Annotated in this window: 14 protein-coding genes; 3 read left to right on the forward strand and 11 right to left on the reverse strand. The window is 67.7% G+C overall.

The features are described from left to right. Positions 1-55: 55 nt before the first annotated feature. The 7 genes from CSW62_RS02870 to CSW62_RS02900 all read right to left on the reverse strand — a co-directional run bounded on the left by CSW62_RS02870 (position 56) and on the right by CSW62_RS02900 (position 8,095). A complete protein-coding gene (locus tag CSW62_RS02870; protein WP_099575696.1) occupies positions 56-628 on the reverse strand; it encodes a DUF3035 domain-containing protein in 573 nt (190 codons plus the stop codon). Positions 629-751: 123 nt separating this feature from the next. Continuing rightward, positions 752-1,282 carry a signal peptidase II gene (gene lspA, locus CSW62_RS02875; RefSeq protein WP_199170702.1) on the reverse strand — a complete coding sequence of 177 codons (531 nt, stop codon included), beginning with the start codon at positions 1,280-1,282 and terminating at the stop codon, positions 752-754. Between the two features lie 100 nt (positions 1,283-1,382). Further along, positions 1,383-4,379: an isoleucine--tRNA ligase gene (ileS, locus tag CSW62_RS02880; protein ID WP_099575698.1), complete on the reverse strand. Its 2,997-nt coding sequence runs from the start codon at positions 4,377-4,379 to the stop codon at positions 1,383-1,385. Between the two features lie 166 nt (positions 4,380-4,545). Further along, a complete protein-coding gene (locus CSW62_RS02885) occupies positions 4,546-5,637 on the reverse strand; it encodes a S1C family serine protease (protein WP_099575699.1) in 1,092 nt (363 codons plus the stop codon). 194 nt (positions 5,638-5,831) lie between these two features. Then, positions 5,832-6,773 (reverse strand): bifunctional riboflavin kinase/FAD synthetase, encoded by a 942-nt coding sequence (locus CSW62_RS02890; RefSeq protein ID WP_099575700.1) that lies wholly within the window; start codon positions 6,771-6,773, stop codon positions 5,832-5,834. Beyond that, on the reverse strand, positions 6,773-7,198 hold the full coding sequence (locus CSW62_RS02895) for a MaoC family dehydratase (protein ID WP_199170504.1): 426 nt from the start codon (positions 7,196-7,198) through the stop codon (positions 6,773-6,775). Before CSW62_RS02895 ends, CSW62_RS02890 begins: the two co-directional genes overlap by 1 nt. 36 nt (positions 7,199-7,234) lie before the next feature. Further along, positions 7,235-8,095 (reverse strand): TIGR01459 family HAD-type hydrolase, encoded by an 861-nt coding sequence (locus CSW62_RS02900; RefSeq protein ID WP_099575702.1) that lies wholly within the window; start codon positions 8,093-8,095, stop codon positions 7,235-7,237. A 145-nt stretch (positions 8,096-8,240) separates the two neighbouring features. Between CSW62_RS02900 and CSW62_RS02905 the strand changes: the two genes are divergently transcribed. Next, positions 8,241-8,807, forward strand: coding sequence for an NnrU family protein (locus CSW62_RS02905; protein WP_099575703.1), 567 nt, complete (start codon positions 8,241-8,243; stop codon positions 8,805-8,807). On the opposite strand, the gene CSW62_RS02910 is transcribed toward CSW62_RS02905, so the two are convergent. The 3 genes from CSW62_RS02910 to CSW62_RS02920 form a co-directional block, all read right to left on the reverse strand. Then, positions 8,804-9,484, reverse strand: coding sequence for a 2OG-Fe(II) oxygenase (locus CSW62_RS02910; protein WP_099582151.1), 681 nt, complete (start codon positions 9,482-9,484; stop codon positions 8,804-8,806). The genes CSW62_RS02905 and CSW62_RS02910 overlap by 4 nt on opposite strands. Before the next feature lie 17 nt (positions 9,485-9,501). Next, positions 9,502-10,227 carry a methylated-DNA--[protein]-cysteine S-methyltransferase gene (locus tag CSW62_RS02915; protein ID WP_099575704.1) on the reverse strand — a complete coding sequence of 242 codons (726 nt, stop codon included), beginning with the start codon at positions 10,225-10,227 and terminating at the stop codon, positions 9,502-9,504. A gap of 259 nt (positions 10,228-10,486) precedes the next feature. Continuing rightward, positions 10,487-11,761, reverse strand: a complete 1,275-nt coding sequence (locus tag CSW62_RS02920; RefSeq protein WP_099582152.1) for an EAL domain-containing protein — start codon at positions 11,759-11,761, stop codon at positions 10,487-10,489. Positions 11,762-11,948: 187 nt separating this feature from the next. On the opposite strand from CSW62_RS02920, the gene CSW62_RS02925 reads away from it, so the two are divergent. Both CSW62_RS02925 and feoB read left to right on the forward strand, forming a co-directional pair. Next, positions 11,949-12,266: a FeoA family protein gene (locus CSW62_RS02925; RefSeq protein WP_099575705.1), complete on the forward strand. Its 318-nt coding sequence runs from the start codon at positions 11,949-11,951 to the stop codon at positions 12,264-12,266. Between the two features lie 52 nt (positions 12,267-12,318). Further along, on the forward strand, positions 12,319-14,187 hold the full coding sequence (feoB, locus tag CSW62_RS02930) for a ferrous iron transport protein B (RefSeq protein WP_099582153.1): 1,869 nt from the start codon (positions 12,319-12,321) through the stop codon (positions 14,185-14,187). Here the strand turns inward: feoB and CSW62_RS02935 are convergent. Continuing rightward, on the reverse strand, positions 14,184-15,179 hold the full coding sequence (locus tag CSW62_RS02935) for a helix-turn-helix domain-containing protein (protein ID WP_233206597.1): 996 nt from the start codon (positions 15,177-15,179) through the stop codon (positions 14,184-14,186). The two genes, feoB and CSW62_RS02935, sit on opposite strands and share 4 nt — an antisense overlap. Positions 15,180-15,206: the final 27 nt, after the last annotated feature.

Consider the following 15,206-nt stretch of genomic DNA (forward strand, 5'->3'; position numbering starts at 1 on the left):
AACGGCCCGGAACCGCGAGGTTCCGGGCCGTTTGATTGTCTTGGTATCGCGAGCCTTAGAGGCCCGGCAGCTTGATGCCGGTCTTCTTCTCGCGGGTGATGACCACGCCACCGGCGCCCACCAGCTTCTTCAGACGGGCTTCCTCGGCGGCGGCGTCGACCTCGGCCGGGGCGTTGGCGCCCGACTCGGCGGCGGTGGCGACGTTCGTCGTCTTGGGCTGGCCCTTCTTCCAGAACATCACCTTGCTGGCGAAGCTCTCGTCCTTGTGGGCCAGGTCGCCATTCTCGTCGTCGACCACGAAGCGGATCAGCGGATCGGCCTTGTCGGTGCCGGCGCGGGCGACCAGCAGCTTTTCACCTTCCGAACGACCGGCGGCGTTGCTCTGGCCGATCAGGGCGGCGCGGGCGGCGCTTTCCGGCTGCAGTTCCTGCGGACGCGGCTCGCCGGGCGCCGGCGGGCGCAGGGCGTAGTCCGGCGGCACGGCCAGCGGGGCCTTGCTGACGACGCGGAATTCGTCAGGCACGACCTTGTCCATGCCCAGGGCCTTCTTGGTCGAACCACAGCCAGTCAGACCGATAACGGCCACGACGGTCAGGGCGCTCACGGTCGCGACCCGATTGAAACTCATCAAACCATGCTCCAGCAGGCCGACCCCCGGCCCAAATTTTGGACGCTCTCGATACGACATCCTCGCCCGGGCGCCAATCTCCCACGCGAATGCGGCGTCATTCCGTCAAAAGGCCTTGGCGTCTTAAGTCTCTGTCGGCTCGACCAGCTTCTTCTCGCCATAGAGAAAGCTGTCGATCAGCAGCAGGGCCACCCCGATGTTGATCGCCGAGTCGGCGACGTTGAAAACCCACGGAAAGTTCAGGCGCGAGACGTCGATGAAGTCGACGACATAGCCGTACAGCACCCGGTCGATCAGGTTGTTGCCGATGGCGGCGCCGATGATCATACCGACACCCAGGGCGGGCAGCAGCTTGGTGGCCTTGCGGGCCCAGAACGACAGGCCGATCACCACGAGAATCGAAAAGCCGATCAGCAGCCAGCGGCCCCAGTCGTGGTCCTTCAGCAGGCCAAAGCTCATGCCGTAGTTATGGACCATGGTCAGGTAGAGCGGACCGACGGCGTGCAGCGACGCGCCCTGCTCGCGGCCCAGCAGCCCTAGAACCCAGAGCTTGGAGAACTGGTCCAGAACCAGGGTGGCGGCGGCGACGGCGTAGGCGGTCCAGCCGAGGCGGGTGATTTTCAAGGCCTTCTCCGTTCTTCCCTCCCCCTTGATGGGGGAGGGTAGGGTGGGGGTGATGCGGCGGTCGTCGCAAGCACGGCCAGCGCCGCGTCACCCCCATCCCCGGCCCTTCCCCCATCAAGGGGGAAGGGGGCTAGTTATGCGTCGCGTCCCAGTACGCCACAGCTTCAGCATCGCGAAGGCTAAGCTCCGGATAGCGGGGATCGGTTCCCACCTCCGGCAGGATGCGCCACGAGCGGGCGCACTTGCGGCCTTTGTCATACGCTGACGTAGATAGGACGTAGACGTACGGCTGGTCAGGCAAGCTAAGCGATGCTTCCGGCAGAGTACTCTCAACGCCATTGTTTGTAGCTGGGATGATATCCGCGACGCTGGTTAGGAACGTTTCAGCCGCATCGATCCCTTCAAAAGCAGACAGCAAATCCGGATCGATAATGTGGACCTCTAGAGAAGCCTCCAGCGCTGAACCGATTTTCTTATTGCGTCGTTGTTCCTCAAGGATCCCATTAACGACGCGTCTGACTTCTCGGACTCTATCCCAACGAAGCGCCTCGGCGTCGTTGCGCCACGCCGCCGGCGTTTCCGGGATCACCCGCAGGCTGTTGGAGCCCGCCTCGGGGAAGCGCGTCTGCCACGCCTCTTCCATGGTGAAGCTGGTCAGCGGCGACAGCCAGATGGTCAGGCGCTCGAACACATAGTCCAGCACCGTACGATAGGCCCGGCGACGCAGGGCGTTCGGCGCGTCGCAATAGAGGCTGTCCTTGCGGATGTCGAAGAACAGGGTCGACAGATCGCCCTGGCAGAACTCGATCAGCGGGCGGGTCACGTCGGCGAAGCGATAGGCCTCGTAGGCGGCGCGCACCTGGCCATCCAGTTCCCACAGGCGGTGCAGGATGTACTTCTCCAGTGGCGGGAAGTCGGCGTAGTCGGTGACCCGCTCGGCCTCATCGAAGCCGGCCAGGGCGCCCAGCAGGTAGCGCGTGGTGTTGCGCAGCTTGCGATAGGCGTCGGTGGTGGTGGCCAGGATCGTCTTGCCGATCCGCTGGTCTTCCGAATAGTCGACCATCGCCGCCCACAGACGCAGGATCTCGGCGCCGCTTTCCTTGGTGATGGTCTGCGGCTCGACGGTGTTGCCCTTGGACTTGGACATCTTCTCGCCGTTCTCGTCCTGGGTGAACCCGTGGGTGAGAACCGCCTTGTAGGGCGCGCGACCGCGGGTGCCGCAGCCTTCGAGCAAGGACGACTGGAACCAGCCGCGATGCTGGTCCGAGCCTTCCAGATACAGGTCTGCCGGCCAGTGGCTGTCGGCGCGGCCCTCGATCGTGAAGGCGTGGGTGCAGCCCGAGTCGAACCAGACATCCAGGATGTCGCCGACCTTCTCGTACTGGGCCGCGTCATAGGCCTCACCCAGGAAGTCGGCGTCGGGACGCGAGAACCAGGCGTCGGCCCCGCCTTCGCGGATGGCGGCCAGGATGCGGGCGTTGACCGCCGCGTCCATCAGCGGCGCGCCGGTGGTCTTGTCGACGAACATGGCGAGCGGCGTGCCCCAGGCGCGCTGGCGGCTGACCAGCCAGTCGGGACGCGTCTCGACCATCGAGCCGATGCGGTTGCGCCCGGCGTCGGGGTGGAAGGCGGTGTCTTTGATCGCCTGGATCGCCGTCTCGCGCAGGGTCTGGCCGCTGTCGAGCGGCTGATCCATGCGGATGAACCACTGCGGCGTGTTGCGGAAGATGATCGGCGCCTTCGAGCGCCAGCTGTGCGGATAGCTGTGCTCGACGCGGCCGCGCGCCAGCAGGTTTCCGGCCTCGATCAGCTTGTCCATCACCGCGCCGTTGGCCGGACCGAACTTGCCGGCCTTCTTGCCCTCCGTCTCGATGACCTTCAGGCCCGCGAACAGCGGCACGTGCGGGTAGTAGGCGCCGTCCGGGTCGACGGTGTCGGGGATGGAGTCCAGCGCATAGCCGCTCTTCAGCCACACCAGATAGTCATCCGCGCCGTGGCCCGGGGCGGTGTGGACAAAGCCGGTGCCGGCGTCGTCGGTCACGTGCTCGCCGGCCAGCAGCGGCACGTCGAAGCCGAAGCCCTCATCGAACTGAGCGAGAGGGTGAGCGCAGATCAGGCCCGTCGGATCGACGGGCTCGATCCGGCGCCAGGTCGCGACCTTGGCGGCCTTGCGGACGTCCTCGGCCAGCTTGTCTGCAATGATCAGGCGGTCGCCGGCCTTCGACCACGGGGCGAACTCGAGGTTCTCCTCCATGGCTTCCACCTCATAGAGGCCGTACTCGACCTTGGGGTTGAAGCTGATGGCGCGGTTGGCGGGGATGGTCCACGGGGTGGTGGTCCAGATCACGACGCTGGCGTCGTTGGGCGCCAGGCGGAAGACGTTATCGCCGGCCGGATTGCCCGACAGCGCGTAGTGCTCCTCGTCATAAACCTTGACCGGGAACTTCACCCAGATCGTGGGCGAGACGTGGTCATGGTACTCGATCTCGGCGTCGGCCAGGGCGGTGCGCTCCACCGGGCTCCACATCACCGGCTTGGAGCCGCGATAGAGCTGGCCACTGGCCGCGAACTTGTGGAACTCGGCGACGATCGTGGCTTCCGAGGTGAAGTCCATGGTGGCGTAGCGGTTCCACCAGTCGCCCAGGATGCCCAGGCGCTGGAACTCGGTCTTCTGGGCCTCGACCCAGCCGCCGGCATATTCGCGGCAGCGGGTGCGGAACTCCTCGGCCGGGACCTCGTCCTTGCGGCGGCCCTTGGCGCGGAACTCTTCCTCGATCTTCCACTCGATCGGCAGGCCGTGGCAGTCCCAGCCCGGCACATAGTCGACGTCGTAGCCCAGGGCGAAGCGCGAGCGGACCACGAAGTCCTTCAGCGTCTTGTTCAGGGCGTGGCCGATGTGGATGGCGCCATTGGCGTAGGGCGGGCCGTCGTGCAGCACGAACAGCGGGGCGCCGTCAGCCTGGCGCTTCGCACGGACAGCGCCGTACAGGCCCTTGTCGGAGAGGGCGGCCCAGCCCTCCAGGATCTCGGGCTCCTTCTTGGGCAGGCCCCCGCGCATCGGGAACGGGGTGTCGGGAAGGAAGACGGTTTCGCGATAGTCGCGGGCGGTCGTGGCGTCGTCGGCCATGGAATAGGTGTCCGGCTTGAAGGTATCGGAAGAGGGCGGGAAAACCCGGCGCGCGCTGGAGGATCGTCCGGCGGCGTCACGCCGGGCGGATAATTCGCGAAATCTTCCGAACGAAATTCATGGGCAGCGGGATAGCAGAGGGCGGGCCGGGGCGCAAAGGCTTCGGCTAAGCCCCTGGCTTCCGCAGCTTCGGCGTCACGGTCACGGTCATCAGGCGGGCGTTGCGGATGACCAGGAACGCGGTGGCGCGGCCGATGCTGTGGTGGTCTAGGGCGCGAAGCAGGTCGTCGAGGCCGGTCAGGATCTGGTTTCCCGCCGCGACCAGCAGGTCGCCTTCCTTGATCCCGGCCTTGGCGGCCGGTCCGCCGATGTCGACGTGGGCGACATAGACCGCATAGGGCTGCTGGACGCCCGTCGCCCGCGCCAGGGTCGGCGGGATCGGGGCCTGCTGGGCGATCAGGCCGATCGAACCGCGCCGCACATGGCCATGCTCCAAGAGTTCGGCGATCACGAAGCGGGCGGTGTTGGCCGCCACCGCGAAGCACAGGCCCTGGTAGCCGGCGATGATGGCGGTGGCGATGCCGATCACCTCGCCGGTCGAATTGACCAGCGGGCCGCCGCTGTTGCCGGGATTGAGCGCCGCGTCGGTCTGGATAAGGTCCTCGATCAGCCGGCCGCGCTCGCCGCGCAAGGACCGGCCCATGGCCGAGACGACGCCGGTGGTCACCGTGGCCTCGAAGCCCAGCGGCGCGCCGATGGCGATGACCAGCTGGCCGCGCCGCAGCTTCTTGGAATCGCCCAGCCGGGCCACCGGGATGTCGGCGGCCTGGTCGATCTTGATGACGGCCAGATCGGTGTCGGGATCGTCGCCGATGCAGCGGGCGGTGAAGTTTCGGCCCTCGGCCGTGATGACCACGAAGCGGCTGGCCCCCTGGATCACATGGCTGTTGGTCAGAATCAGCCCGCTTTCACCGATAGCGAAGCCCGAGCCGACGCCGGACATCCTGGGGTCTTCCAGCATCGGATGGATGCGCACCACGCTGGGGCCAACCCGTTCGACGGCGCGGACCACGGCGTTGGAATAGGCGTCCAGCAGGTCGCCGTCGGGCAGGGCGCAGTAGCCGCCCTCGACCTCGAGCGCCTTGCCCGTGTCGAACACGAACTGCGCGCCCTCGGGATAGGCCAGGATCTCGTGCGCCCGCGCCTTCACCGGCTGCCTGGCGCGCGCGAAATCCCGGTACTTGCGCCCCTTGAGCATGCGGTCCCCACCCAGCCGTTAAACAAGGTTAACGGGGCGGGGGCGGAGGGGAAAGGGTTTCGTGCGCCGCGCGATCCCCCTCCGCCGGCGTTCGCCGGTCCCCCTCCCCCAAGAGGGGAGGAGAGATATCTCCGCCACAGTCGTGGGGGCGGACAGACCACGCGGAGCGTGGTCAGGTGGGGGTTAGTGCTGAGTCAAAACCCCGGCGCGACGATCGCCCGCGCCGCCTGCTCGTCCTTGTGGATCTGCTCGATCATCAGCTCCAGGCTGTCGAACTTCAGTTCCGGGCGCAGGAAGGCGATCAGGTCGGTCTCGATGATCTGGCCGTAGAGATCCTCGTCGAAGTCGAACAGCCAGGTCTCCAGCCGGGTCTCGACCATGCCGGTGGTCGGGTTGTTGCCGAGATTGGCCACGCCCGGAACCTCGCGGCCGTCGGGCAGGCGGGTGCGGGTGGCGTAGACGCCGAGCTTGGGGACCACATAGTCCTCGACCTCGACATTGGCGGTGGGGAAGCCCAGCTGGCGGCCCAGCTGCTGGCCGCGCCGCACCACGCCCTCGATGGCGAAGGGGCGTCCCAGGATGCGGGCGGCCTGGTCTGGCTCGCCATGGCGCAGGGCGTCGCGGACGCCGGTCGAGGAGAACTTCTCGCCGTCACGGCTCGCTACGGGCTCGGCGATCGAGACGGTGAAGCCGTACTCCTCGCCATAGCGCTTGAGCAGGTCGCCGCTGCCGGTGCGGCCGCGGCCGAACGAGATGTCGAAGCCGGCGGCGACGTGCTTCACGGAGAGGCCCTCGACCAGCACCTTCTCGACGAACTCGCGGTCACCGAAACTGGCCATCTCGAAATCGAACGGCAGCAGGTACAGCAGGCCGACGCCCAGGGCGCCCAGGGCCCGGGCCTGCTGGGCGTGGGTCATCAGCTTGAAGGCCGGCTCGGTCGGTCGGAACAGGCGACGCGGATGCGGGTCGAAGGTGATCACGCCCAGCGGCGTGTGGTCGGCCAGCGCCGCTTTCGCGGCTTGCGCGATCACCTGCTGGTGACCGCGATGCACGCCGTCGAAATTGCCCAGCGCGACGGCGGCGCCGCGCTCTTCGGCGGGGAGGTTCTTCCAGGCGTTGACGATCTTGAGCGGCATCAGGCGACCTTGCGCGGAACCATGACCACGGCCTCGCCGTCGAGCACAGCCTTGCCATTGACCTTGCAGACGGTGGCGAGGGTGACCTGGGCCTTGGCCGCGTTGATCTCGGAGATGGTGACCATGGCGGTGACCTCGTCGCCGATCTTGACCGGACGCTTGAACTTCAGTGTCTGCGAAAGGTAGATCGCGCCGGGGCCGGGCAGGGTGGTGCCCAGCACCGCCGAGATGTAGCCGGCCGACAGCATGCCGTGGGCGATGCGCTCGCCGAAGCTTGTCGTGGCCGCGTAGTCGGCGTCCAGGTGCACCGGATTGGTGTCACCGGTGACAGCCGCGAACGCGACGAGGTCGGCCTCGCCGACGGTGCGGACCAACTGCGCCGACTGGCCGACGCTCAGCTCCTCGAGAAACTTGCCCTGCATCACGATCCCCCTTTTCTTGTCTTTGTGGGTTTTTCTTGCTTACCAGACCAGATCGCCGATGGCGTGGGTCGCGCCCACGGCCTCGGCGTCGAGCAGGGCCTGGACGGCTTCCGGGATCAGCTGGCCATCGGGACCGACGGCCGTCTCGCCATGGATGCCCTTGGCGATGAACAGGCAGGCCAGCTTCTGGTCGTGGGCGCCCTTCACGTCGGTGATGACGCCGTCGCCGATGCACAGCACCCGATCGCGGTCGACGGGACGGCCCAGCAGCTGCGCCGCCTCGGCCACGGCCAGGTCGTAGATCGCCGCATAGGGCTTGCCGGCCATGACCACCTTGCCGCCCAGGGCCTCATACAGATCGGCCAGGGCGCCGGCGCAGAAGATCAGCTTGTCGCCGCGCTGCACGACGCGGTCCGGATTGGCGCAGATGAACTTAAGGCCCCGGTCGGCGGCGACCTTCAGGCGGTCGCGATAGTCCTCGGGAACCTCGCTCTCGTCGTCATAGAGGCCCGAGCACAGGATGAAGTCGGCGTCCTCGGGACCGGCCAGGGTCAGGTCGAAGCCCGCCCATAGAGGACCGTCGCGCTCGGGGCCGATCTTCCAGACCTTGGTCCCGGTATGCGGCGTCAGCAACGCCCGGGTGGCGTCGCCCGAGGTGACGAAGCCCTGCCAGGCCGAGCGCGGCACGCCCAGGCTGTCGAGCTGGGCGACCACGTCGTACGACGGCCGCGGCGAATTGGAGATCAGCACCACCGGACCCTTGGTCTCGGCCCATTGGGTCAGCGCCGCGCAGGCGGCGGGGAAGCTCTCCACCCCGTTATGGATCACGCCCCAGACGTCACACAGAACTACGTCATAGCGGTCGGAAAGGGCGGAAAGGCCGGCGGGGAAGTCCATCATGGCGAGGGCGGTACCGAGTGAAGGGGCGGGCGTCAATCTCGCCCCGCCTTAGCTGTTCGCGAGGGGCGAGGATTCAAGGGCCAGAAGGCGAAGCTTTCGAAGACCGCCGTTCCGTGACTATCCTCCGCGCGAAGAGGAGTGGTCGATGACGATACTGATCCTGGGGCTGGCGTTGTTTCTGGGCGTCCACTCGACGCGGATCCTGGCCGCGCCGTTCCGCGCCGCCCAGGTCGCCGCCCATCCGGGGCGCTGGAAGGGGCTTTATTCCGTCCTCTCGGCGGTGGGGCTGGGCCTGATCATCTGGGGCTGGATCCAGTTCCGGCCGATGGCGCCGCAGCTCTATGATCCGCCGCCCTGGGGACGCCACGCGGCGATGGGCCTGGTTTGGGTGGCCTTCGTGCTGCTGGCCGGCTCGAACGGCCCGGTCGGACGGATCAAGGCGACCGTGCGCCATCCGATGCTGCTGGGAACCATCCTCTGGTCGGCCGGCCACCTGCTGGCCAATGGAGACCAGGCCTCGGCGCTGCTGTTCGGCGCGTTCCTGGTCTGGGCGGTCGCGGACCTGATCTCGGCGCTGAGACGCGGGGAGCCGGCGCCGGTCGTGACCAAGCCGATCGCGGACGTGATCGCGGTGGTCGCCGGCTCGGCGCTGTACGCGGTGTTCGTGTTCGTCCTGCACCGGCTGTTGTTCGGGGTCTCGCCGCTGGGTTAGGTCGCGTCGTGGAAGATCACGCCCAGGGTCCGCCGTCGGCCTGAGCGGATCTCGCTTACCCCATGCCGCAGCATCCTGCGGTGAACACCTCGCACGCCTTCCGCCGGCCGTTCGCGCACCGCGAAGATCACGCCCTCGCCTTGCCTTAGCGGCACGACCTGCGGCGCGGACTGCTGCCGGGGCCGCTGCTCGACGATCACGAACTCGCCGCCGTCGAAGTCGCGGCCCGGTTCGTCCAGCAGGAACGCCGCCTGCAGCGGGAAGACGTGCTCGCCATAGAGGTCCTGGTGCAGGCAGTTGTAGTCGCCGGGGCCGTAGGTCAGCAGCAGGGGCGTGGGCCGCGCCTGGCCGGCCTGCCGGCAGCGCGCCAGCATGTCGTCCAGCGCTTCCGGAAAGCGGCGGTCTTCGCCCAGGCGTTCGGCCCAGGCGTTGGCGATCGTCGACAGCGGTCCGTAGAGTCCCTGCCGGAGTCGCTGGACGACTTCCGGCAGGGGATAGCTGAAGTACTTGTACTCGCCGCGCCCGAAGCCGTGGCGGGCCATGACCACTCGACTACGGAAGCCCGCGTCCTGGGGATAGAGGTCGGCGATCCCCCGGCAGGTCTCGGGTTTCAGGATCGGACCGGTCAGGGCCCAGCCGCGGACGTCGAGCTCGGCGGTTATACGGGTCCAGTCCATCCGGGTCTGGGCGAGCGTCACGCCGGCTCCCGCGCCAGCAAGGCGCGCTTGCGCTCGACGCCCCAGCGGTAGCCGGACAGGCCGCCGTCGGCGCGGACCACGCGGTGGCAGGGCGTGATCACCGCCAGCGGATTGGCCCCGCAGGCCTGGGCCACGGCGCGGGCGGCGGTGGGCTGGCCGATGGCGCGGGCGATGTCGGCATAGGAGGCGGTCCGCCCGGCCGGGATCTCGCGCAGGGCGGCCCAGACGGCCTTCTGCAGCTCGGTCCCCTGAGCGTCGATCGGCAGGTCCAGGGCCTGGCCGGGATGGTCGACCAGATCGGCCACGGCCTTCAGGTCGGCGGCGAGGCCTTCCGGGTCCGAGACGATCCGGGCGTGCTCGAAGCGCTTTTCCAGGTCGTGGCGCAGCGCCTCGGCGTCATCGCCCAGGGTCAGCAGGCGCAGGCCGGCCTCGGAACGCGCGACCAGGGCCAGGCCCAGGCTGGTCTCGCCGACGGCCCAGCGCAGGGTCTCGCGGTTGAGGTCGGGCTTGCAGCGCAGGCAGGCGCGCAGGCCGGCGGCGCGGGCGTCTTCGCGCGTGGCGTAGAAGGCGACGTTCTGGCGCAGCGGACGGCCGCCGCAACTGGCGACGCAGTAGACGCCGGTGGTGCGCACGCCGATGTAGAAGACGCCCTCGGCGGCGCGATCCTTGGCGCGCATGGCGTCCCAGCGCGCGTCGTCATTGGGGTAGGTCGCAGCGATCATGGGGATCTCCTTTCGTGAGGAGATCGTGCGCCACGCCTCGGCCCCGGTCATTCCGAAGCTTGCGGCGAGGCGCCCAAAGCTGTCAGTAGTCTAGTGTCCCGATTCCGAAGTTCGCAAGCGCTTGTGGCAAGCTCCGACGAACTTCGGAATCGATAAGGACGCTAGTAAGCTTTTGTTTCTAGTGTGCTTTTTTGGATTTGAAGTTCGCTCAGAACCTGATCCAAGTGCGGGCGAACTTCAAATCCAGCACACTAGCGGCCTACCAGGCGACGGCGCGGCGACGCAGGGCCCCGCGCATGAAGTCCTGCGGCGGCTCGGCCTCGGCCAGGACGGCGTCACGAATGGCGCGCGGCTCGCCGAACAGGTGGCCTTGGCCGTAGCCGATGTCCAAGTCGAGAATGTCGACGATCTGCTTTTCGGCCTCGACCTTCTCGACGATGACCTCGATGCCGTAGCGGCGGGTCAGGGCGGCGAAGTCGGCGGCGTTCAGGTCGGGCAGCGAGGCGATGACCAGCTTGCCGTCCTGCTCTTCCAGCTGGTCCAGCATCATCTGGGCGCCGACCTTCAGGTAGCGGACATCGGCGCGGGCCAGGTCCTGGAAGTCCAGATCCAGGTCGCTGACCTTGTCGAGGCTGAAGCTGAAGCCCAGGCTGGCCAGGCGGGCCATGTGGCGGGCCTCGACGGGACCCCGGCGATCGAACGCCGCCTGGCCCAGCTCGAAGATCACCGCGCCGGCCAGGTCCTTGTTGGCCTGCATGAACTCCAGGAACTGCGGGAAGAAGCTCTCGTCGCCCAGGCTGGCCAGGGAGATGTTGCAGAATATCCCAACCTTGCGGTCCTGCTTGGCCAGGCGGCGGACGATCTGCACGCAGCGGAACAGCAGCAGGTTGTCGATGGCCGTCATCAGGCCCTCGGGCTCGGCCACGGCCAGGTATTCGGCCGGCATCATCACGCGGCCGGTCTCGTCGCGCAGGCGCGAGAAGCTCTCGTAGAAGACGGTCCGGCGCTGGGGCAGGCTGACGATCGGCTGCAGGTAGAGATCGACGCGGTTCTCGGCCAGGGCGTCCTGCACGACCTGCAGCATGTGGCTGGCGTGGGGCGCGCGCTCGCGTCCCAGATTGTGGCTGCGGGCCGAGGCGGCGGCGACCTGGTGGTTCAGCTGGTGCTCCAGCCGGTCGTTCATGCTGGCGATCAGGTCTTCCAGCTGGTGGACCTCGGTCGACAGCTCCTCCGTGCGGCGCTGGGCGTCGGCGGCGACCGATTCCACCAGATCCGACACGCGGGCGTCGACCTTCTCGATCTGGTCCAGGAGGATGGCGTGGGCTTCGCGCACGGTGTCGATGTCGCCTCGCAGGGCGGCCGCCAGGAAGGTCTGGCCCAGCACGCCGTGAAAGGCGAAGGCCAGGCCCAGGCTGCCGATGAAGGCTGAAACGCCGACAGCCGGAGTCGCGCCCATCCTCCAGAGGAAGAGGGAGACGATCAAAGCCAGACAAAGATAAGCCCCCGTCAGGAGCCACAGCATCAGCCTACGCATCATCCGCCCACACGAATCGTAAGACGCAATCAGACCGACCAGCGCGCCAAGAGTCTAATCTATTAACGACCCTGCGCCATTCGGTCCTAACAGCCCTTAAGGTGCATCATAACCCAAGACGCGCAGATCGCTGAATCGACATTGGTCTCTTCGACTGATAATCGTTCGCAATCTAATCGGAGCCATTATGTCCGAGGCGTTTGCATTGTCCTCTCCATTCAACCCAGCCGAGACCTCCGGCGTGCGTCCCCTGGCCACCGCCGGGCGGGGCGATCGCGGGGTGATCGTCAAGGTCACCGGCGTGTCGGGCGCGGCCGAGGCCGTGGCGGCGGAGGAGCTTGAGCGACGCCTTCTGGAGATGGGCTTCGTGGAGGGCGCCGCCATCGAGGTGCTGCACGAAGGCCTGTTCGGCCGCGACCCGATCGCCGTCCGCGTCGACGACACGCGCGTCGCCCTGCGTCGGCGTGAAGCCGGCGCCGTCACCGTGAAATTCGACGGACGCTAAGACCTTGGCTCTCGATACCGCCACGACCGCTCCCGACACCGCTTCGAAGTCCTTGGTCGCCGAGCCCGCCCGCGTCGCTCTGGTCGGCAACCCCAATTCCGGCAAGACCGCGCTGTTCAACGCCCTGACCGGCAGCCGCCAGAAGGTAGCCAACTACGCCGGCGTCACCGTCGAGCGGAAGGAGGGCGTGCTGACCACGCCGTCCGGCCGCCAGATGCGCGTGCTGGATCTGCCCGGCACCTATTCCCTACGCGCCCGCAGCCCGGACGAGGTGGTCACCCGCGACGCCGTGGTCGGCAAACTGGAAGGCGAGATCGCGCCCGAGGCCCTGATCTGCGTGGCCGACGCCACAAACCTGCGCCTCGTCCTGCGCCTGGTCCTGGAACTGAAGCAGGTGGGCCGGCCGTTCGTCCTGGCCCTCAACATGTACGACATCGCCCAGCGCCAGGGCCTGCGGATCGACCTGGAGCGCCTGTCGCAGGAACTGGGCGCGCCGATCGTCACCACCGTGGCGACCCGCAAGCGTGGCGTTCCCGAACTGCTGGAAAAGGTCGAGGCGCTGATCGCCGAACGCCGCGTGGCGACCGAGAACGTCTGGCGCGAGCCGACGGCCGGCGAGATCCGCGCCGCCCACGCCGAGGCCCAGCGCATCTTCAAGGCCTGCGTGAAGCCGCCCGAGCGCCCGGACACCGTCACCGGCAAGATCGACGACGTGCTGTTGCACCCCGTCGCCGGTGTCCTGATCCTGATGACCCTGCTGTTCGTGATGTTCCAGGCGGTGTTCACCTGGGCCACGCCGGTCATGGACGGCATCGACGGGGCCTTCGCGGCCCTGGTCGGCTGGACCAACGCCCACCTGCCGGCCGGGCTGGTGACCAGCTTAATCTCCGACGGCCTGATCGCCGGCGTCGGCAGCGTGCTGGTGTTCCTGCCGCAGATCTTGATCCTGTTCTTCTTCATCCTGCTGCTGGAAGACAGCGGCTACATGGCCCGCGCGGCCTTCCTGATGGACAAGATCATGGGCGGGGCGGGCCTGCACGGCCGGGCATTCATCCCGCTGCTGTCCAGCTTCGCCTGCGCCATCCCCGGCATCATGTCGACGCGGGTGATCGACAACAAGCATGACCGGCTGACCACCATCCTGGTCGCCCCGCTGATGACCTGCTCGGCGCGGATCCCGGTCTATACCCTGATCATCGGCGCCTTCATTCCCAAGCAGACCGTCTGGGGCGTGCTGTCGCTGCAGGGCCTGGTCATGTTTGGCCTCTATGCGGGCGGCATCGTCAGCGCCCTGCTGGTCTCGCTCGTCATCCGCCGCGTGTTCTGGCGGGGCGCGGTCGAGCCCTTCATGATGGAGCTGCCGACCTATCGCTGGCCCGAGCCGCGCAACGTCCTGATGAACCTGTGGACGCGCGCGCGGATCTTCATGACCCGCGCCGGCCGGATCATCCTGCCGCTGATGGTGCTGGTCTGGGTGCTGTCGACCTTCCCCTATCCGCCGGAAGGCGCGACGGGTCCGGCCATCGACTACAGCTTCGCCGGCCGCATCGGCGCCTTCATCGCGCCGGTCATGGCCCCCATCGGCTTCAACTGGCAGATGACCGTGGCCCTGATCCCGGGCTTCGCGGCCCGCGAGGTCGCGGTGGCGGCGCTGGGCACGGTCTACGCGGTGGGCGGCGAAGGCGACGCGGCCGCCACGACCCTGGGCTCGCTGCTCTCCCACCAGTGGTCGCTGGCCAGCGCCTTGTCGTTCCTGGCCTGGTACGTCTTCGCCCCGCAATGCGCGGCGACGCTGGGCGTGGTCAAGCGCGAGACCAACGGCTGGACCTGGCCGACGGTGATGTTCGTCTACATGACCAGCCTGGCCTATCTGGCCTCGTTCGTGACCTATCACGTCGCCGTGGCGATGGGGGCTGGCTAGAGTCCCTTAAGCCAGGCGAAGACGTCGTCGGGCCGCTCCTGAGCCGACAGGCCTTCCTGACGCGCCGCCTCGCCCAGCTTGCGCAGGCGGCCGGGCGTGACGCCGAACCGGGCCCGGAAGGCGCGGCTGAAGTGGGCGTCCGAGCGGAAGCCGTGGCGATAGCCCACCTCGGCCAGGGTCATCTGCTCGGCGCGGTCCTGCAGGATTACGTCGAAGGCCTGGTCCAACCGCCGCCGCTGAATGAAGGCGCTGACGCCGCCGGCGGGTTCGAACACCTTGTAGAGCTGGCTCCGCGACACGCCCAGGTGCTCACGCACCGTCTCCGGCGACAGGTCCGGATCGTCCAGCCGCTGCGCGACGAACTGCTGGCCGGCGCTCAGCAGCACCTTTTCCAGCGGGCGGGGATCGGCGCTCATCGGCTCGCCGCAGGCCAGGATCACACCACTCACCAGGGCGGCCGTGGCCTTGGCGGCCATGGGCGCTTCCGCCGAGGTCATCGCCTCGATCGATTCCCACAGGGCGCGCAGGTGCGAGGACAGCATCCTTCCCGACGGGCTGGCCTCGGACACCACTAGGCCGTGGAAGTCCAGGCTGGCGGCCTGTGGATCCAGCAGGCCGCGCGGCAGCATCAGGTAAAGGGTGACATAGGGGCTCCGGCTCGCGGATTCGTAGGGCCGCGCCATGTCCACCAGCCGGATTGCGCCCATGTCGCTGCTGGCCTCGCGTCCGTCATAGTCGGCGCGCCAGACGTTCTGTCCCAGGTCCAGCACCGCCATGACGGTGTCGGTCGCGTCGGCCATGATGTGGGTGAGCTTGCGCTCGAACCGCTGAGGAACGCCGACGCATCGCGCGAAGACAACGGGGCCCAGCTGATAGCCTTCCAGCCGGTTGTGGAACTCGGTCTCGGGCGACAGCAAGGTGATGTCGAACAGGTGCGCGCAGGCTTTGCGGTAGAGTTCCAGGGCGTCGGGCTGCTCGCGGGCGTCCAACACCCATAGATCCCGACTTAGACGCTCATT

The sequence above is a fragment of the Caulobacter sp. FWC2 genome, from assembly GCF_002742625.1.
Classification (GTDB): domain Bacteria; phylum Pseudomonadota; class Alphaproteobacteria; order Caulobacterales; family Caulobacteraceae; genus Caulobacter.